The sequence below is a fragment of the Frigidibacter sp. SD6-1 genome, from assembly GCF_030143255.1.
Classification (GTDB): Bacteria; Pseudomonadota; Alphaproteobacteria; order Rhodobacterales; family Rhodobacteraceae; genus TMP-24.
Window position 1 is genome coordinate 279813 of sequence record NZ_JARJNR010000003.1, and the last position, 18080, is coordinate 297892.

The window sequence follows — 18080 nt, forward strand, 5'->3', positions numbered from 1 at the left end:
CTCAGGACGAGGCCCGCGCGGCCTCAAGGGCCCGTGGCAATGCCTCGGCGAAGGCGGCGAGGTCTTCGGGGCGGCCGCAGCTCACACGTATGCAACGGTCGTGCGGGGCAACGAAGGGCATTCGGACGAAGATATCGCGGGCGATGAGTTCGGCGACGAGGCGGCGGGCGAAGGCGCCGTCGCGCCCGGCGTCGATGGTGACGAAATTGGTCGCCGACGGCAGCGGGGCGAGACCGTTGGCTTCGGCGATCCGGGCGATTTCCGTGCGGGCCGCTTCTACGGCGGCGCGGGTGCGAGGCAAGTGGCCACTGTCTGCAAGCGCGGCGAGGGCGCCCGCTTGGGAGATGCGGGACATGCCGAAATGGTTGCGGATCTTGTCGAAGGCGCGGATGAGGTCGGGATGGCCGATCGCATAGCCGACCCGGGCGCCGGCCATGCCGTAAGCTTTCGAGAAGGTACGCATGCGGATGACATTCGGGTTCGCGGGGGCGAGGGCGGGGGCGGTGCCGTCGGGGGCGAACTCGACATAGGCTTCGTCAAGGACGAGGAGGCAGGCCTCGGGCACGGCGTCGATCATCTGCTGGACGGTTTCGGCCGGGTGCCATGAGCCCATCGGATTGTCGGGGTTGGCGAGGTAGATGAGTTTCGCGCCGGTTTCGCGGGCCTTGGCGATCAGGCCCTCGGGGTCTTCCCGGTCGCCCTTGTAGGGGACCTTGTGGAGGGTGCCGCCGAAGCCCGCGACATGGAAGTTGAAGGTAGGGTAGGCGCCGTCCGAGGTCACAACCGGATCGTCGGGGCCGATGAGGAGGCGGCAGAGATAGCCGAGGAGGCCGTCGATCCCTTCGCCAATCACGATATTTTCCGCAGCGATCCCATGATGGTGCGCAAGTGCCTGCTTCAGGTCGTGGTTTTCGGGGTCGCCGTACATCCAGACGTCGCGGGCGGCCTTTTCCATGGCCGCGACGGCCATGGGCGAGGGCCCGAAGATATTCTCGTTCGCGCCGAGGCGGGCGGTGAAGGCACGGCTGCGGGCGCGTTCCTGGGTTTCGGGGCCGACGAAGGGGACGGTCGAGGGGAGGCTGTCGACGAGGGGCGTGAAGCGGGGCATCGGTCCTCCTATTGGCGAAGGCCGGGGGCTCTGCCCCCGGACCCCCGAGGTATTTGGGCCAAGATGAATGGGTCAGACTGCTTCGGAAAGACGGGTTAGCGCCGCTTTCAGTTTGGCGGCTTCTTCCTCGTTGAGGGCGAGGTTGGCGCGGGTTTCCTCGATGACTTCTTCGGGCGCGGAGGCCACGAATTTCGGGTTGTTCAGACGTCCGCGCAGGCCGGACATGTCTTTCTCGAGCTTCTCCAAAGTCTTGGAAAGACGGGTCTTTTCGGCGCCGATGTCGATGATGCCTTCGAGGGGAAGGGCGAAAGCGCCGCCTTCGACCGGGATGGTGATCGCGCCTTTCGGGGCGGTGCCTTCGCTCAGGCCGTCGATGCGGGCGAGGCGGTCGATGATGGCGCGGTTGCGGGTGAGCGCCGCGCGGCCCTTGTCGTCGAGGGCGGTCAGGATCATCGGCAGTTTGAGGCCCACCGGCACGCGCATCTGGGTGCGGGCGGAGCGCACTTCCTCGATCAGGCGGATGACCCAGTTCATCTCGGCATCCGCCGTTTCGTCAATGATTTCAGCGCCGTAGGTTGGCCAGTCGGCATGGACGAGCATCTTGGCGCGCTCGCCGGTCAGGCCCCAGAGTTCCTCGGTGATGAAGGGCATGATCGGGTGCATGAGGATGTAGCACTGGTCGAGCACCCAGGCCATGGTGGCCCTTGTTTCGTTGGCAAAATCGCCGTCCATCAGGGGCTTGGCAAACTCGACGTACCAGTCGCAGACCTTGCCCCAGACGAACTTGTAAAGCGCGTCCGCCGCGTCGTTGAAGCGGAAGGCTTCCAGCGCCTCGTCCACGGCGAGGCGGGCGCGCGCCGTCTCGCCGATGATCCAGCGATTGACGGTATGGCTGGCGTCGGGCATCCGTCCCGCATCCGTCCCGACAACGTCCCGACAAAGGGCGGCGTTCATTTCGGCGAAGCGGGTGGCGTTCCAGAGTTTCGTGCCGAAGTTCCGGTAGCCCGCGATGCGGTTCATGTCGGCCTTCAGCACACCGCCGAGCGAGGCCATGGCGGCGTTCGCGAACCTGAGGGCGTCGGCGCCGTATTCGTCTATGATCTCGAGCGGGTCGATGACATTGCCCAACGACTTCGACATCTTCTTGCCCTTGGCGTCGCGGACGAGGCCGTGGAGGTAGACGGTGTGGAAGGGGATTTCGCCGACGACGGCCAGTTGCATCATCATCATCCGGGCGACCCAGAAGAAGAGGATATCCTGGCCCGTGATCAGGACCGAGGTGGGGAAGTATTTTTGCAGTTCGGGCGTATCCTCGGGCCAGCCGAGGGTGCCGATGGGCCAGAGGCCGGAGGAGAACCAGGTGTCGAGGACATCGGGGTCGCGCCACACGGAGATGGCGCTGCTTGGATCCTTACCCGCTTCCCATGCATCAAACGCTTCGATGAGATTTCTTGCAGCTAGGCCATCCTTGGCACGTTGTTGCAGGCTGAAATCGGATGGTGGTCCTTCGACAAGGCGAGGACAAATCCCGTAGTGCCTCGTGAACTCGACGAGAGCTTCCTCTTCGTTAGGAGCGCAAATCCGAAGCTCACTTCTCAAGTCAATAGTAACCGAACCATTCTCATCGCGCGACACGCCCGGCCCATACCACACCGGAATCTGATGCCCCCACCAGAGTTGGCGGGAGATGCACCAGGGTTCGATATTCTCCAGCCAGTGGTAATAGGTCTTCTCGCCCGACGGCGGGATGATCTTGGTCTTGCCCGAGCGCACCGCCTCGAGCGCCGGTTCGACGATCTTGGCTGTGTCGACGAACCATTGGTCGGTCAGCATCGGCTCGATCACCACCTTCGAGCGGTCGCCGTGCGGCTGCATCATCTTGTTCTGTTCGACGAGCGGGATGCGTTCCAGATGTTCGGCGCCGGTTTCCTTGTCGATCGACTTTTCCAGCACGGTGACGGCCAGCCCCTCGCGGGTGATCTGGTCAATCACGCGCTTGCGGGCCTCGTAGCGGTCGAGGCCGCGCAGGTCGTCGGGGACGAGGTTGACCGCGTCGACCTCGGCCTCGGTCAGCGTCCGTTCGCCGCGCGCGACGGCATTGGCGATGGTGGCGGCTTCCGCATAGGGGGCGCCGTCGGCGCGCATCTGGGCGCGGGTGTCCATCAGCCGGTAGCAGGGGATGTTGCCGCGCTTGGCGACGGCATAGTCGTTGAAGTCATGCGCGCCGGTGATCTTCACGGCACCTGAGCCGAAGGTCGGGTCGGGATATTCGTCGGTGATGATCGGGATGAGGCGACGGTGCTCCTTCGGCCCCACCGGAATTTCGCAGAGGAGGCCCACGATGGGCGCATAGCGTTCGTCGGACGGGTGGACGGCGACCGCGCCATCGCCCAGCATGGTTTCGGGCCGCGTGGTGGCGATGGAGATATAGTCGCGGGTCTCGCGGAAGGTGACGTTTCCGTCTTCATCCTTTTCCACATATTCATAGGTGGCGCCGCCCGCGAGCGGGTATTTGAAATGCCACATCTGGCCCTGGACCTCGATCTGCTCGACCTCGAGGTCGGAGATCGCGGTCTCAAAATGGGGGTCCCAGTTCACCAGCCGCTTGCCGCGATAGATCAGGCCCTTGTTGTAGAGATCGACGAAGACCTTGATGACGGCATCGTGGAAGTTGCCGTCCTCGCCGGGCGGGCAATTGGGCGCGCCGGACATGGTGAAGGCCTCGCGGTCCCAGTCGCAGGAGCAGCCGAGGCGCTGGAGCTGGCCGACGATATTGCCGCGCGATTTCTGCTTTTGCTGCCAGACGCGGGCGGTGAAGGCCTCGCGCCCCATGTCACGGCGGCCCTTGTTGCCTTCCTGAGCCAGTTCGCGTTCGACGACCATCTGGGTCGCGATGCCCGCATGGTCGGTGCCGGGCTGCCAGAGCGTGTCATGGCCGCGCATCCGGTGCCAGCGGATCAGGATGTCCTGCAGCGTGTTGTTGAACGCGTGCCCCATGTGAAGCGAGCCGGTGACGTTCGGCGGCGGGATGACGATGGAGAAGGCCTCGGCGCCCGGCTTTGCGTTGGCGCCGGCCGCGAAGGCCTTTTTCTCGATCCATTCGGCCGAGATGCGGGCCTCGGCCTCGGCGGGGGTGAAGGTCTTTTCCATCGGCATGTCAGTCATCCCTTGCTTACGCCTCCTCTAGCGGGAGAGAGGCGAAAGGCCAAGGGTTACGGATGCAGTGCTGGGTGAGAGGCTATTTCGGGCCGACGAGGGCGAAGGCCGCGCCCTGCGGGTCTTGCGCGACGCAGATGAAGGCGCCGCCGGGCACTTCCATCGGGCCGTTCAGCACGGTGCCGCCGTTCGCCGTGATCCGGCCGATTGCGGCGTCAATCCCGTCGGCGCCGAAATAGGGCAGCCAGAAGGGCACGCCCGGCCCCGGCATGCCGGGGGCGATGGCCATCATGCCGCCGATGTCCTGACCCTGATGGGAGAAGAGCTGGTAGGTGCCGATCGGGCCCATGTCCACCGCGGTCGAGGCTTTCCAGCCGAAGAGCCTGCCGTAGAAGGCGAGCCCGGCTTTGGGGTCGGAGGACATCAGTTCGTGCCAGTTGCCGTGTCCGGTCTTCATCGGACCGAACGCCTCGCCCGCGTCGTCCATCGCGAGGATCGAGAAGGCGGCGCCCTGCGGGTCGGCCAGCGCGGCAAAGCGGCCGACGTCGGGGATGTCGGTCGGTTCCATGTAGACCGTGGCGCCATCGGCCCTGGCGCCCTTTGCAGCGGCATCGCAATCATCGACGGCGAAATAGATGCCCCAGTTCGGCGGGATGCCGGGGGCGGGGGGCAGCATCATGCCGGCGACCATCGCCTCGCCCGCCTTCGCGATGCGGTAATCCATGCCTTCCATGCCGCTGCCGGCGACCGTCCAGCCGATGACCGTTTCATAGAATCGCTGGGCGGCGTCCAGGTCGCCGGTCGTCAGTTCATACCAGCAGGGGGTTCCTTGCGCGGGTCTGGTCATGGCTTGTCCTTTCGGTCGGGTCAGGCGACGGCGGCGCGGGCGGCGTCGGCTGCAGCCCAGTGCGCCATCTGGTCGGCGTGGGCCTTGCGGAAGGCGGGCCGGGCGGTGGCGCGGGCGACATAGGATTGAAGGACAGGATAGCCCTCGAGACCGCCCTTGTCACCGGCGATCCTGAGGACATCGGCCATCAGGATGTCGGCGATGGTGAAGTCGCCCGCCAGCCAGTCGCGGGTGGTCAGGACGGTTTCCATCGCGCCGAGCCTCGTTTTCATGCGCTGGGCGAGGCGTTCGATCACTTCGGGCGCGGGGGCGGGGCCGAAGATCTGCGGCGCGGCCAGCGATGCAGCGGCGAAGATCCAGGGCTGGGTCGACATTTCAACCGAATTGGCGGCGGCGAAGAGCCATTCGGTGATCTCGGCGCGGCGCGCCTCGGGCAGGAGCCTGTCGTGCCCGGTGGCGAGGCCCAGAAGGATCGCGCCGGTTTCGAACCAGTTCCGGCCGCGCCAGCGCACCGCCGGAACCTGACCGAAGGGCTGCATCGCCAGATGTTCGGCGCTTTTCGGGGCGAAGGGGACGGTCTCGACCCGGTAGGGCTGATCCATCTCGTGAAACAGCCAGCGGATGCGCAGGTCGCGCACATAGCCGCGCGGGAAGTCGGGCACCCATTCATAGGTGAAGAGGATCGGCATGTCGGCGTCGGGCATCGGTCGCTCCCTGTTGAGTCGTTTTCGGGAAGGGTAGGTCAAGATGCTTGCAAAAAACAACTGATACTTTATTTTTGAAAGCGAAGAGAGACAGGTGACATTTGCCGAAAAGCTACGGGGAAGGCTGTCTGGCGGCCCATGCGCTCGATCTGATCGGCGATCGCTGGACGTTGCTCATCGCGCGCGAGCTGATGCTGGGGCCGAAGCGGTTCGGCGCGATCCGGGCCGGGGTGCCGGGGATTGCGACCAACATGCTGTCGCAGCGGCTGGAGGAGATGGTGGCGGCGGGGCTTCTGGTCCGCGAAACCCTCGCACCGCCCGCGTCGGTCGTGGTCTACGGGCTGACCGACGCCGGAGAGGGGCTCTGGCCGATCCTCAAGGCGCTGTGCGACTGGGGCGTGCGACAGCCGGGGCACGATCCGACGCTTTTCATCAGCCCGACCGCGCTGATGCTGTCGATGCGGGCGATGGCGGATCGCGGCGGTCAACCCATGACCGCGGGCTTTGCGATGGAGGAGGAGCGGTTCGAGGTGCGGTTGGGCGGTGGCGCCTATTCCGTCCGCCGGGTGGCCGCACCGGGCCGGGAACTTTGCTTCCATGGCCATGCGAACGGCCTTGCCGCGATGATCTATGGCGCGCGTCCGGTCGCGGAGGCGATAGCGGCAGGTCTTGGCAGGGTGGAGGGCGACCCTTCGTGGGCCCAGCGGTTTGTCGACAGGTTCAGCCTGCCCGGCTGACCCTCTGACCCATCGGCGCGACCTAGACGGCGCGGTCGATCTTCGTGGACAGATGGATGAGGCTTTCGGACGATTTCACCCCGGTCATCTCGCCGATCTGGTCGAGGATGCCGTCAAGCACCGCCGTCGTGGTCGCCGAGACCTGCAGAAGGAAATCAACGCGGCCCGAGGTGGTGTGAACGCGCTCGACCTCGGGGATCGACTTCAACCGGGTGAGGATCGAGGCCTGGGCGCGCGGTTCGATGGCTAGAAGCACGGTCGCGCGGATGCGTCCCTGACGCGCCGCCTCGCCGAGCTTGACGGTATAGCCCGCGATCACGCCGCTGGTCTCCAACCGCTCCAGCCGCGCCTGGATGGTCGAGCGGGCGACCTTCAGCCGCCGCGCCAGCGTCGCCACCGATATCCGCGCATCGGCGCCGAGAAGGGCCAGAAGCGAGCGGTCGAGGTCATCCATGCCGTTCTCCGTCGGATTAACCGGAATTTTCGGCGTTATAACGACTTTCGCAGGCAAATCTACTCTTTTGATCGGTGAAAATGTGCCCCATATCGCGGCCATTCGTTCAGGTGAAAGGGCGCCTCATTCGCACCTGGCCTGGTTGGTGGACCGCGTAAGCGTCTTCTGACCCGTAAAGCCGGGGAAAAAGGTGGCTGCGCCTTGTTGGCAGAGGATGCGCCGATGGGGCTCTCGAAAACGATATGGACGAATCCGTCCGAATTCCTGCGTTCGCAACAGCCGGACAATCCGGTGATGTTCTTCGCGCCCGCCGTTCTGCAGGCGACCGCGCGCCGGTTTATCGACGGCTTTCCGGGGATGGTCACCTATGCGGTGAAATCGAACCCCGACGAGATGGTGATCCAGAATCTGGCGGCCGCCGGGGTCAAGGGTTTTGACGTGGCCTCTCCCGCCGAGATCGCGCTGATAAAGCGTTTGGCGCCGGGTGCGGCGATGCACTACAACAACCCGGTCCGTGCCCGCCACGAGATCGCCTATGCGGTCGAGCAGGGCGTGGTGTCCTATTCGGTCGACAGCGCGAGCGAGCTGGAGAAACTGATCGAGATCGTGCCTGCGGACGGCACCGAGATCACCGTGCGCTTCAAGCTGCCGGTGAAGGGTGCTGCCTACAATTTCGGCGCCAAGTTCGGCGCGACGGTCGAGGTGGCGGCGGAGCTTCTGAAGCGCGTGGCGGCAGCGGGCTTCATCCCCTCGCTGACCTTCCATCCCGGCACGCAATGCATCCGGCCGATGACCTGGGACGCTTACCTGCGCGCTGCGGCCGAGATCTGCCAGCTTGCGGGCGTGAAGGCGCGGCGGCTGAACACCGGGGGCGGCTTCCCCTCGTACCGCGTGGCGGGCGAGGTGCCGGACCTTGAGGCGATCTTCGAGACGATCGATCGGGTGACGGGCGAGGTCTTTGGCGACGACCGCCCGGCACTGGTGTGCGAGCCGGGGCGCGGGATGGTGGCCGAAAGCATCACCAGCGCCGCCCGCGTGAAAGGCGTGCGCGACGGGGCGCATGTGTTCCTGAACGACGGTGTCTATGGCTGCATGGACGAGCTGCCGCTGACCGGCATGATCGACCGGGTGTCGGTGGTGACGCCGGAGGGCAAGAAGCGTCAAGGCGCAAGGGAAGGCCGCATCGTCTTTGGCCCGACCTGCGATTCCGTCGACCAGCTGCCGGGCGAGGTCATGCTGCCGGGCGATATCGCCGAGGGCGATTATCTGCTGATCGAGGGGATGGGCGCCTATTCGACCGCGACCAACACGCTGTTCAACGGCTTCGGCGCGGTGGTGATGGTCACTGTCCTGAGCCCGGTACCCTGACCGGATCAGCGTCGCGCAATCGTGACGGCGGGGGGCGATTGTTGATCGCCCTCCGCCTTTGCGATGCCGCAACCTTCTGTAAAATTCCTTCAGCTAGTATGGTATGCGGGAAGGCAGAGGAACTGGCCCTGTGCGGGAGTGGCTGACAGACCGTCTGATGAGGATGCTGCGCATCGGCCGCCGGGTCGAGGTGCAGAACCCGAGGCCCGCGCCTGCGAGTGCGCCGGCCGAGCGGCGCCGGACCGATCATGTGATCCTGCTCGACGGCACGCTCGGCGATCTGACCCCGGGGCAGGAGACGAATGTCGGCCGCATCTACCGGCTCTTGAAGGCCGCCCCCGCCTCGGCCCGTCTGTCGCTTTATTACGAGGCGGGCGTGCAATGGCACATGTGGTCCGACACGCCCGGCGTTGCCATGGGGCGCGGAATAAACCGCCAGATCCGCCGGGCCTATGGCTGGCTTGCCAGCCGCTACCGGCCGGGGGACCGGATCTTCCTGATCGGCTATTCGCGCGGGGCCTATGCGGTGCGATCCCTTGCCGGGGTTCTGGATCAGGTGGGATTGTTGCGCGCCGAGAGTGCGACCGAGCGCAATGTGCAGCTCGCCTACCGCTATTACCAGGCCAAGGATCAAAGCGCGGCGGAGGCGGATTTTTCCCGCATCCATTGCCATCCCTCGGTCGAGGTCGAGATGATCGGCGTTTTCGATACGGTGAAGGCGCTGGGCGTCAGGCTGCCCTTCCTGTGGATGTGGACCGAGCCGCAGCACGAGTTCCACAATCACGCCCTGTCGGCGGTGGTGCGGCATGGCTATCAGGCGCTGGCGCTCGACGAGACGCGGGCGGCCTTCGATCCGATCCTGTGGCAGACACACCACGGCGACTGGCAGGGACGGGTCGAGCAGGTCTGGTTCCGCGGCGCCCATGGCGATGTCGGCGGGCAATTGTCGGGGTTCGAGGCGGCGCGACCGCTGTCGAACATTCCTCTCGTCTGGATGCTGGAGCGGATCGAGGGGTGCGGCCTGCCCTTGCCCGAAGACTGGCGGGCGCCGTTGAAATGCGATGCGTCTGCCCCTTCGGTCGGTACGACGCGCGGCTGGGGCAAGGCCTTCCTTCTGCGCGCCCGGCGGCAGGTGGGCGGCGATCCGTCCGAAAGCATCCACAAGAGCGCCCGCGACAGCCGCCGCGGGCAATTCTGGCTGAAACGTGCCCCGCAACTGGCGGGCGAGGTCTGAGGGGCCGCTCATCGTCGCACTGCGTGCGCTCTTCGCTGGTGACGGCCGATCCGCCGAAGGTCGGGTTTCCGTCTTTGACGTGAGGCGGGGCTTTGCGGCTATCGCTGTTGACGTGCGTCGCCCGTGATTGTCCCGGCGGTGCGAAGAGCGCACGCAGTGCGACGATGAGCGCCGCGACAAAAAAACGCGCCCCGGGGGGCGCGTTGACCCGACATGCGGGCAGGGAGATCGGATCAGGCGACCTTTTCCAGCGTGACCTGCGGCGTGACGCCAAGCGCGTGGCAGACGTCGCGGGTCATGTGCGGGCGGTTCAGCGTGTAGAAATGCAGCTCCTCCACCCCTTCGCTCACCAGCCGGTCGCAGAGGACGGTGCACTGGGTCAGCGCCAGAAGCTCCTCGCGTCCGTCGCGGATCGCATGGGCGAAGCCCTCGTCCAGCGTCGGCGGCACATGGGCGCCGCAGCGGGCGGCGAAACGCTTGGCACCGTCCCAGGAGATGATCGGCAGGATGCCGGGCACGATCGGCGCGTCGATCCCGGCCTTGGCGCAAGCGTCGCGGAACCTGAGGAAGGTCTCGGCCTCGAAGAAGAACTGGGTGATGGCGCGGCTGGCGCCCGCGTCGATCTTGCGCTTGAGCCAGTCGACATCGGCCTGGGCGCTTGCCGCTTCGGGGTGCGGTTCGGGATAGGCGCCGACGGCGATGTTGAACTTGCCGGTGCGGGCCAGCGCCTCCACGAGCTCCACCGTATTGGCGAAGCCCTCGGGGTGCGGAATGAACCGGTCCGCGCCCTTCGGCGCATCGCCGCGCAGCGCCACGATATCGGTCACACCGGCGGCGGCGTAGCTTTCGGCGATGGCGAGGGTTTCTTCGCGGCTTGCGTCGACGCAGGTCAGATGCGCCGCGACCCTGAGGCCGTAGTTCTGGCCGATGGTGCGGACCGCCTCATGGGTCAGCGCCCGTGTCGTACCGCCCGCACCGTAAGTGACGGACACATAGTCGGGCGAGAGCGGCGCCAGCATCTGCACCGTCTCCCAAAGCCGGAAGGACGCGTCGAGCGTCTGGGGCGGGAAGAATTCGAACGAGATGCGGGGCGCTTTGGACATGATCGGGCCTTTCCTTTGCGCCTCTTGTCTCATGCGGCGGGTTGTGAGACAAATTCATAATCTTCAAGATCAACATGAATTTCACTTGAGAAGCCCAGCCGATGCATCTCGACTTCCGTCATCTGCGCACGATCAAGGCGATCCACGAGGCGGGCGGCATGGCGCGCGCGGCCGAGGTCTTGAACATCACCCAGTCCGCCCTCAGCCATCAGATGAAGGGGCTGGAGGATCAGGCGGGGGTGGAATTGTTCGTCCGCCGCTCGAAGCCATTGAAACTGTCACCCGCGGGGCAGCGGCTGTTGCGCGCCGCCGACCGGATCCTGCCCGAGGTCGAGGCTCTGGCCGAGGAGTTCCGGGCGCTTCGCATGGGCCGCACCGGGCGGCTGCATATCACGCTCGAGTGCCATGCCTGTTACGACTGGCTATTCCCGGTGCTGGAACAGTTCCGCCATGCCTGGCCGGAGGTCGATGTCGATATCCGCCCCGGCCTCGCCTTCGACGCCATGCCCGCGCTCAGGCGCGAGGAGGTCGATCTGGTGATCACCTCCGACCCCGTGAAGCTGGACGAGGTGATCTTTCATCCGCTCTTTGACTATCAGCCGACGCTGATTGCCGCGGCCCAGAACCCGATTGCGGCGAAGCCTTTCGTCGAGGCCGAGGATTTCCGCGATCAGGTGGTGATCACCTATCCGGTCGACCGGTCGCGGCTGGATATTTTCACCACGCTCCTCACGCCCGCACGGGTGGAGCCGCGCGCACACCGGCAGGTGGAACTGACGGCGGTGATCCTGATGCTGGTTGCCTCGGACCGCGGCGTCTCGGTCCTGCCGGACTGGGTACTGCGCGAGGTGAAGTACCAGCCCGACTATGTCACGCGCCCGATTGGCAAAAACGGCATCACGAAGCGCATGTATGCCGCGACCCGGGGCGAGGATGCGACCCAGCCCTATATGGCGCATTTTCTCAAACTCGCCCGGTCAGAGCCGGTGAAGCTGCAAAGGGGTTGACCGGCGCGGCGTCTCGGGCATGATCGCACGGAACGAAATGGGTCTGCCGTGAAAACCATCTTCACCCGAGAACGCCGCCCCGGCCCTGTGTCTGCCCTGCTGTTGAAGCAGGGCTGACCGGAGGCTTCATCCCAAGGTCCGCCCTTTCCGGCGCCGATTGCGCCTTTTCTGATTTGCGGACCTGACCCATGAGCCTTCTTGCCGTCAAAGACCTCTCGCTGACCCTTGGCGAGCCCCTTTTCACCGATCTTTCCTTCACCCTGCAGCCCGGCGACCGGCTGGGACTGGTGGCCGCGAACGGGCGCGGCAAATCCTCGCTTCTGAAGCTGATTGCCGGGGCGATTGAACCGACCTCGGGCGACATCACGCGCGCCCGCGGGTTGAAGATCGGCCATGTGGCGCAGGATGTGCCGACGGCGCTGATGGCCCTGACCTTCCGCGATGCCGTGCTGGAGGCGCTGGAGCCTGAGGCGCGGGACTATGAAAGCTGGCGGGCCGATGTGCTGATGGACGATCTGGCGGTGCCGGAACCCTTCCGCGAACAGCCGCTGGGCGGTCTGTCCGGTGGCTGGCAGCGCACGGCGCTTCTGGCGCGGGCGGCAGTGCAGGAGCCGGATATCTACCTTCTGGACGAGCCGACGAACCATCTGGATCTTGGCCGGATCGGCAAGCTCACCGACTGGCTTGCCGGATTGCCCCGCACGGTCGGCGTGATCGCGGCCAGCCATGACCGGGCGTTTCTGGACGAGGCGACGGGGCGGACGCTTTTCCTGCGCGCCGCCGCGAGCCGGTTCTTCGCGCTGTCCTATGGTCCGGCGCGGGCGGCTCTGGCCGAAGCCGATCAGGCCGATGCCCGCACCTATGACAACCGGATGAAGGAGGCGGAGCAGCTCAGAAAGCAGGCGGCGAAGCTGAAGAATATCGGGATCAATTCCGGCAGCGATCTTCTGGTGGTCAAGACCAGGCAGCTGAAGGAACGGGCCGAGAAGATCGAAGAGGCGGCGCGCCCTGCCCATCAGGAAAGGTCGGCGGGTGCGATCCGGCTGGCGAATGCGGGCACCCATGCCAAGGCGCTGATCGCCCTGAATGACGCGTGGGTCCGCACGCCGGACGGGCGCGAGCTGTTCCGGACCGGCGAGACATGGATCGAACGCGGCGACCGAGTGGTGCTGCTGGGACCGAACGGCGCGGGCAAGACGCGGATGATCGAGGCGGTGCGGGCGGCCTGTCTGGGTGCAGACAGCCCGATCCGCGCGGCGGCGACGCTGGTGCTTGGCCACAGCGATCAGGGTCTGGCGCATCTGCCCGACGGCGCCACGCCCTTTGACCTGATCACCCGTTTCGATGTGGGCGATCAGGCGGCGCGGACGCTTCTGGCGGGGGCGGGCATCAGGCCGGACCGGCAGGGCGCGAAGGTGGCGACGCTCTCGGGCGGGCAGAAGGCGCGGCTCGCCATGCTGGTCCTCAGGCTGACGCGCCCGAACTTCTATCTGCTCGACGAACCCACCAACCATCTGGACATCGAGGGGCAGGAGGCCCTGGAGGCCGAACTGATGGCGCAGGGCGCGACCTGCCTGCTGGTCAGCCACGACCGGCAGTTCGTGCGCAACGTTGGCACCCGGTTCTGGCAGATCGACAGGAAGCGGCTGATCGAGGTCGACGACCCCGAACCCTTCTTCGATACCGCCCGTGCTGCGGGGTGAACCTTGCGGTATTTTCACCGGCCGTGCGTCTGCGCGATTGCGCGGGCGCCGCGCATGGCCTATGGCCAAGAAAAAAGGGGAGCGGTGCCAGAGCCGATGGCCGGAGCATCGCAGAGGAAATGGGGAAGCAGTCAGCGATGAGCGATGCCAATGCGCCGTCTGGCGTGGAGCCTGCACAGAGGTCGGGGCGTGACTGGGTGCAGATACTGGCGCGCTATCGCGAGCCGCATCACGGCCGCAGCGCGCTGGAGCTGGCGCTGACATTGGTGCCGCTGGTCGCGCTTTTTGCCTTCGCCTGGTGGCTTCTGTCGGTCAGCTATCTTCTGGCGGCGGCGGTCGCGGTGGTGAATGCGGGCTTCCTGCTGCGTGCCTTCGCGATCCAGCATGATTGCGGGCATGCCTCTTTCTTTCGCAGCCGTGGGCTGTCTGACTGGGTGGGGCGCGGTCTTGGGGTCTTGACGCTGACGCCTTACGATGTCTGGCGCCGGTCGCATTCGATCCATCATGCCTCGTCGGGCAATCTCGACAAGCGCGGGATCGGCGATGTGATGACGCTGACGGTCGATGAATATTACGCCCTGTCGAGATGGGGGCGGCTCGGCTATAGGCTCTACCGCAACCCGTTGGTGCTGTTCGGCCTTGGCCCGGCCTATCTGTTCATGCTGCAGAACCGCCTGCCCATCGGCTTCATGCGCGCGGGCTGGAGCTATTGGACCAGTGCCATGGCGACCAATGCGGCAATTGCGCTGGGCATTGGGTTGATGGTCTGGTGGGGCGGGCTGATGCCGCTCCTGCTCGTCTGGCTGCCGACGGCGCTGATCGCCGCGACGCTGGGCGTGTGGCTTTTCTATGTGCAGCATCAGTTCGAAGAGACGCACTGGCAGTCGGGCGCGGACTGGCAGTTGCATGACGCGGCACTTGCAGGCTCGTCGCATTACGTCCTGCCCGCACCGCTGCGCTGGATCACGGCGAATATCGGTATCCATCATGTGCATCACCTCTACAGCCGCATCCCCTTCTACCGGTTGCCGGAGGTGCTGCGCGACCATCCGGTGCTGGCGGAAAGCCAGCGCATGACATTGTGGGAAAGCTTCCGTTGCACAAGGCTTCATCTGTGGGACGAGAAGGGCAGGCGGCTTTTGTCCTTCGCGAACGCCCGGCAGCTGCGGATGGCTGGGTGAAGGCCGGGGCCCTTCACATCCCGCGCGCGCTTGACTATAGGGGCCACTTGACCGATCGGAGCCCGAGACGATGCAAGGCAGCGCCAACCTCAACCTGATGATCAAGGCCGCCCGCAAGGCGGGCCGCAGCCTGGTGAAGGATTTCCGCGAGGTCGAGAACCTGCAGGTCTCGCTGAAGGGCGCGGGTGATTTCGTCAGCCGCGCTGATATCGCGGCCGAGAAGATCATCAAGGAAGAGCTGATGGGCGCCCGCCCGACCTACGGCTGGCTGGGCGAGGAGACGGGCGAGACCGATGGTCAGGACCCGACCCGGCGCTGGATCGTCGATCCGTTGGACGGGACCACGAACTTCCTGCACGGCCTGCCGCATTGGGCGGTGTCGATCGCGCTGGAACACAAGGGCGAGATTGTCTCGGCAGTCGTGTTCGATCCGGCCAAGGACGAGATGTACTGGGCCGAGAAGGGCCAGGGTGCCTGGATGAACGAGGCGCGTATCCGTGTCTCTGGCCGCCGGTCGATGTCGGACGCGGTTTTTGCGACCGGCGTGCCGTTCGGCACGAAGAAGACGCTGCCCGCGACGATGCGCGACCTTGCCCGCCTGATGCCTGCCTGTGCGGGCGTGCGGCGCTGGGGATCGGCTGCCTTGGACCTCGCCTATGTGGCGGCCGGGCGCTACGATGGCTACTGGGAGCGTGAGCTTGGCGCCTGGGACATGGCGGCGGGGCTGCTTCTGGTGCGCGAGGCGGGCGGTTTCACTGCCGCCGTGCGCGAGGGGCGCGAGATTTTCGAAAGCGGCTCGGTCATCGCGGCGAATGGCGAGTTGTTTCAGCCGCTCTGCGACGTACTGCGCGAACCTGCGTGAGCTTCCGCCCGGTCGCGGATAAGCGCAAGGATCCCTTTGTGGATTCCGTCGAAGAAGAAGTGATGCCAGAATTCGGCATAGACGCCGAATTTGGAAGAGTCGTAGGTCCAGGTGGTGAGCGTGAGGCGGGTCCGACCGTTCAAATCCTCAAGCAGGTATTCACCCGCTAGCACGTCGAAATAGCGCCCTCCGACCGCGACATGCGGGTCGTCCACGCCGTCGGGCAGCCAACCGGCCGGAATGTCGAATTCCCAGGCGATGCGGCGACCCGCCTCGTAGGCCGTGATCTTTTCCCGGAAATGCACACCGCCTGCCCAGTAGGAATGACGTACCGCACCTTTCGGCGTTTCCTTCCAGACCGCCCGCGTTGCTTTCGGAATGCCCAACAGGTGTATGAGGCGGGTTTCAATTTCTTCAGGGTGGATATCGGGGACATCCTTGATCATCGCAAAGACGGTCTGAGGTGGGGCGGCAATGACGATGGAATTGGACGTAAGATATGTCTTGGGTTCGGTGGGCAGCAAGTCGAGGAAGATGAGCGCGAGTGCGGGGATCACGAGGGCGCCCGACGCCCCCCTTGTGTCGGCCCGCCAACGCAAGGCCAGCAAAGAGATCGTCCCGCCCAACATCGCAAAGAAGACGATGGGAAAGATCCCCATCGCAATGCAGATCATGCCTTCCAGCCCGTCGATGAACGCCAAGGCAACGGCTAGGCACATGATCGTTGTGAGCCAGGCCATGGCGGGCAGAAAGCGCTGAAAACGATCTTTGGGCCGGAAGAAAACGATCACAGCACCGGCAACGAACGGAAAGCCCAGAAGAAAACCAAGGCTCGCTGTGTCGATCCGTAGCCACCGTGCAAGCAGGTAAGAGATGAAGAGGCCGCCCGCGAGGGCCAGTGTCGGCCAAACGATTTGGGACAGGCGGCGGATCATGGGTCAGGGTCCTATGCTCGTTCGCGCACGTCGTGGCACGCCTTCGCCGTGCGCGCAACCCAGTCGATTCGCCGGATGGTGTTGTGGGCGAAGGAAAGGGGTCCCCTTTGCTCCTTCTGCGGTCCGCTGTGCCGCATTCACCCCCGAGGATATTCTTGAACAGGAAATCGGGGCGCAGGCTACTTCCAGCGCCTCACGAGCGGGATGTTTGCGGGGTCGTACTGAAGCTCGGCGTGGGGCGGGCGGCCGTGGGTTTCGCGCCACCAGCCGCCTGCGCCGCGCCCAAAGCGGCAGCGTGAGCGCGAGGCAGGTGGCTTCACGGCCGCCGTGCGTGAAGGCCGCGAGATTTTCGAAAGCGGCTCGGCGATCGCCGCGAATGGCGAGCTGTTTCAGCCGCTTTGCGACATCCTGCGCGCGCCCGCCTGAGGGACGGGCGGGGGTTTCACACCCCGTCGTCCATTGGTTCTCAAACCAATGGCGCACCAATGGACGACCCCCGTGGAGTACTTCCGGACAGAAAGTGAGAAGGGCCGCCTAGGGTGCGGGCCGGTCGGAGGGGTGGTTGACGCCGTCGCTCCATTTCACCTCGCCCAGGTCGCGCGGGTTAAGGCCGTCGAGGCAGGCGGCATTCACGCCATACTCGTTGGGGTTCGAGCGGCGCTGGTGGTGGGTGTAGATGCCGCAGATCGAGCAGAAATAATGTTTCGCGGTCTTCGTGCCCCATTGGTAGAGCGTGAGCTTGTCTTCCCCCTTGATGACGCGCAATCCGCCGAGCGGTGCGGACACGGCGATGGCTCCCCGGCGGCGGCAGAAGGAACAGTCGCAGCGCCGCGCGGTCGCGAGGCCGCCTTCGGCGAGCGAGACCTCAAGTTCGACCGCGCCGCAATGGCAGGTGGCGCGATGCGGGCGGGTGATTTCAGGCAGGGTCATTTGCGGCGCCTCACGGTGGGGATGTTTGCGGGATTGTACTGAAGTTCGGCGTGAGGCGGGCGGCCGTGGGTTGCACGCCACCAGCCGCCTGCGCCGCGCCGCGCCCAGAGCGGCAGGGTGAGGGCGAGGCCGGCGGCAAAGCCCGCCGCATGGGCCCAATAGGCGACGCCGCCCGCTTCGGTCGAATGGCCAAGGCCGCCCATGATCTGAAAGGCGAACCAGAGGCCGAGCATCACGAAGGCCGGGATCGAGAAGACCCTAAAGAAGATGATGAAGATGATCAGGATATCGACGCGCGCGCGCGGGAAGAGGAGGAGATAGCCCCCCATCACCCCCGCGATGGCGCCCGAGGCGCCGACCATCGGGATGGTGGAGCCCGGGTCGGGCAGGATCTGGCCGAAGGCGGCGGCGATGCCGCAGGCGAGGTAGAAGATCAGGAAACCTGCGTGCCCCATCTGGTCTTCCAGATTGTCGCCGAAGATCCACAGGAAGAGCATGTTGCCCGCAAGATGCATGAAGCCTGCATGCAGGAACATGTGGGAGAGAAGCGCGTGGACCTCGCCGCCCTCCGTCACCGCCGCAGGGAAGAGCGCCCAGTGATAGAGGAAGGCCGCGCTCGCCTGCTCGTCGGAGGCGAGCGACCATTGGTAGAGGAACACCAGAATGTTCGCGATCAGGATCGCGTAAGTGACGAAAGGTGTCCGTTCGGACGGGTTGTGATCGCGGATCGGGAACATGGCGCGACCGTTCC

16 protein-coding genes are annotated in these 18080 nt (G+C 65.4%); 7 read left to right on the plus strand and 9 right to left on the minus strand.

Annotated elements, in window-relative coordinates:
* Position 1: 1 nt before the first annotated feature.
* The 4 genes from P0645_RS07785 to P0645_RS07800 all read right to left on the minus strand — a co-directional run bounded on the left by P0645_RS07785 (position 2) and on the right by P0645_RS07800 (position 5815).
* Positions 2–1108 carry a pyridoxal phosphate-dependent aminotransferase gene (locus P0645_RS07785; RefSeq protein ID WP_284164012.1) on the minus strand — a complete coding sequence of 369 codons (1107 nt, stop codon included), beginning with the start codon at positions 1106–1108 and terminating at the stop codon, positions 2–4.
* Between the two features lie 72 nt (positions 1109–1180).
* Complete coding sequence (locus P0645_RS07790) at positions 1181–4264, minus strand: valine--tRNA ligase (RefSeq protein WP_284164119.1); 3084 nt, start codon at positions 4262–4264, stop codon at positions 1181–1183.
* An 82-nt stretch (positions 4265–4346) separates the two neighbouring features.
* On the minus strand, positions 4347–5111 hold the full coding sequence (locus P0645_RS07795) for a VOC family protein (RefSeq protein WP_284164013.1): 765 nt from the start codon (positions 5109–5111) through the stop codon (positions 4347–4349).
* A gap of 20 nt (positions 5112–5131) precedes the next feature.
* Positions 5132–5815 carry a glutathione S-transferase family protein gene (locus P0645_RS07800; protein ID WP_284164014.1) on the minus strand — a complete coding sequence of 228 codons (684 nt, stop codon included), beginning with the start codon at positions 5813–5815 and terminating at the stop codon, positions 5132–5134.
* A 101-nt stretch (positions 5816–5916) separates the two neighbouring features.
* Between P0645_RS07800 and P0645_RS07805 the strand changes: the two genes are divergently transcribed.
* Positions 5917–6552 carry a winged helix-turn-helix transcriptional regulator gene (locus P0645_RS07805; RefSeq protein WP_284164015.1) on the plus strand — a complete coding sequence of 212 codons (636 nt, stop codon included), beginning with the start codon at positions 5917–5919 and terminating at the stop codon, positions 6550–6552.
* Positions 6553–6574: 22 nt separating this feature from the next.
* On the opposite strand, the gene P0645_RS07810 is transcribed toward P0645_RS07805, so the two are convergent.
* Positions 6575–7006, minus strand: a complete 432-nt coding sequence (locus tag P0645_RS07810; protein WP_267634928.1) for an Lrp/AsnC family transcriptional regulator — start codon at positions 7004–7006, stop codon at positions 6575–6577.
* 222 nt (positions 7007–7228) lie between these two features.
* Here P0645_RS07810 and P0645_RS07815 point away from each other — a divergent pair, with 222 nt between their 5' ends.
* Both P0645_RS07815 and P0645_RS07820 read left to right on the plus strand, forming a co-directional pair.
* Positions 7229–8374 carry a type III PLP-dependent enzyme gene (locus P0645_RS07815; protein WP_284164016.1) on the plus strand — a complete coding sequence of 382 codons (1146 nt, stop codon included), beginning with the start codon at positions 7229–7231 and terminating at the stop codon, positions 8372–8374.
* A 157-nt stretch (positions 8375–8531) separates the two neighbouring features.
* Positions 8532–9608, plus strand: coding sequence for a T6SS phospholipase effector Tle1-like catalytic domain-containing protein (locus P0645_RS07820; RefSeq protein WP_284164017.1), 1077 nt, complete (start codon positions 8532–8534; stop codon positions 9606–9608).
* A 233-nt stretch (positions 9609–9841) separates the two neighbouring features.
* Here P0645_RS07820 and metF read toward each other — a convergent pair whose 3' ends face one another.
* A complete protein-coding gene (gene metF, locus P0645_RS07825) occupies positions 9842–10711 on the minus strand; it encodes a methylenetetrahydrofolate reductase [NAD(P)H] (protein WP_284164018.1) in 870 nt (289 codons plus the stop codon).
* A gap of 101 nt (positions 10712–10812) precedes the next feature.
* Here metF and P0645_RS07830 point away from each other — a divergent pair, with 101 nt between their 5' ends.
* The 4 genes from P0645_RS07830 to P0645_RS07845 all read left to right on the plus strand — a co-directional run bounded on the left by P0645_RS07830 (position 10813) and on the right by P0645_RS07845 (position 15464).
* Positions 10813–11718 (plus strand): LysR family transcriptional regulator, encoded by a 906-nt coding sequence (locus P0645_RS07830; protein WP_284164019.1) that lies wholly within the window; start codon positions 10813–10815, stop codon positions 11716–11718.
* 188 nt (positions 11719–11906) lie between these two features.
* Complete coding sequence (locus P0645_RS07835) at positions 11907–13421, plus strand: ABC-F family ATP-binding cassette domain-containing protein (RefSeq protein ID WP_284164020.1); 1515 nt, start codon at positions 11907–11909, stop codon at positions 13419–13421.
* A gap of 137 nt (positions 13422–13558) precedes the next feature.
* The gene (locus P0645_RS07840; RefSeq protein WP_284164021.1) at positions 13559–14602 is read left to right on the plus strand and encodes a fatty acid desaturase; all 1044 of its coding nucleotides are present in this window, start codon (positions 13559–13561) and stop codon (positions 14600–14602) included.
* A gap of 70 nt (positions 14603–14672) precedes the next feature.
* Positions 14673–15464, plus strand: coding sequence for an inositol monophosphatase family protein (locus tag P0645_RS07845; RefSeq protein ID WP_284164022.1), 792 nt, complete (start codon positions 14673–14675; stop codon positions 15462–15464).
* Here P0645_RS07845 and P0645_RS07850 read toward each other — a convergent pair.
* From P0645_RS07850 to P0645_RS07860, 3 genes are all read right to left on the minus strand, one after another.
* Complete coding sequence (locus P0645_RS07850) at positions 15428–16399, minus strand: SRPBCC family protein (RefSeq protein ID WP_284164023.1); 972 nt, start codon at positions 16397–16399, stop codon at positions 15428–15430. The two genes, P0645_RS07845 and P0645_RS07850, sit on opposite strands and share 37 nt — an antisense overlap.
* A 534-nt stretch (positions 16400–16933) precedes the next feature.
* Positions 16934–17329: a GFA family protein gene (locus tag P0645_RS07855; protein WP_284164024.1), complete on the minus strand. Its 396-nt coding sequence runs from the start codon at positions 17327–17329 to the stop codon at positions 16934–16936.
* Positions 17326–18066, minus strand: coding sequence for a rhomboid family intramembrane serine protease (locus tag P0645_RS07860; protein WP_284164025.1), 741 nt, complete (start codon positions 18064–18066; stop codon positions 17326–17328). The genes P0645_RS07855 and P0645_RS07860 overlap by 4 nt, the downstream gene beginning before the upstream one ends.
* Positions 18067–18080: the final 14 nt, after the last annotated feature.

Excerpts from the sequence above, each read along its gene's own strand:
- P0645_RS07850 (WP_284164023.1), bottom strand. The coding sequence starts at position 16,399 with ATGATCCGCCGCCTGTCCCAAATCGTTTGGCCGACACTGGCCCTCGCG.
- P0645_RS07845 (WP_284164022.1), top strand. The coding sequence starts at position 14,673 with ATGCAAGGCAGCGCCAACCTCAACCTGATGATCAAGGCCGCCCGCAAG.
- P0645_RS07840 (WP_284164021.1), top strand. The coding sequence starts at position 13,559 with ATGAGCGATGCCAATGCGCCGTCTGGCGTGGAGCCTGCACAGAGGTCG.
- P0645_RS07815 (WP_284164016.1), top strand. The coding sequence starts at position 7,229 with ATGGGGCTCTCGAAAACGATATGGACGAATCCGTCCGAATTCCTGCGT.
- P0645_RS07835 (WP_284164020.1), top strand. The coding sequence starts at position 11,907 with ATGAGCCTTCTTGCCGTCAAAGACCTCTCGCTGACCCTTGGCGAGCCC.
- P0645_RS07790 (WP_284164119.1), bottom strand. The coding sequence starts at position 4,264 with ATGCCGATGGAAAAGACCTTCACCCCCGCCGAGGCCGAGGCCCGCATC.
- metF (WP_284164018.1), bottom strand. The coding sequence starts at position 10,711 with ATGTCCAAAGCGCCCCGCATCTCGTTCGAATTCTTCCCGCCCCAGACG.
- P0645_RS07860 (WP_284164025.1), bottom strand. The coding sequence starts at position 18,066 with ATGTTCCCGATCCGCGATCACAACCCGTCCGAACGGACACCTTTCGTC.
- P0645_RS07820 (WP_284164017.1), top strand. The coding sequence starts at position 8,532 with ATGAGGATGCTGCGCATCGGCCGCCGGGTCGAGGTGCAGAACCCGAGG.
- P0645_RS07785 (WP_284164012.1), bottom strand. The coding sequence starts at position 1,108 with ATGCCCCGCTTCACGCCCCTCGTCGACAGCCTCCCCTCGACCGTCCCC.
- P0645_RS07795 (WP_284164013.1), bottom strand. The coding sequence starts at position 5,111 with ATGACCAGACCCGCGCAAGGAACCCCCTGCTGGTATGAACTGACGACC.
- P0645_RS07810 (WP_267634928.1), bottom strand. The coding sequence starts at position 7,006 with ATGGATGACCTCGACCGCTCGCTTCTGGCCCTTCTCGGCGCCGATGCG.
- P0645_RS07855 (WP_284164024.1), bottom strand. The coding sequence starts at position 17,329 with ATGACCCTGCCTGAAATCACCCGCCCGCATCGCGCCACCTGCCATTGC.
- P0645_RS07800 (WP_284164014.1), bottom strand. The coding sequence starts at position 5,815 with ATGCCCGACGCCGACATGCCGATCCTCTTCACCTATGAATGGGTGCCC.
- P0645_RS07830 (WP_284164019.1), top strand. The coding sequence starts at position 10,813 with ATGCATCTCGACTTCCGTCATCTGCGCACGATCAAGGCGATCCACGAG.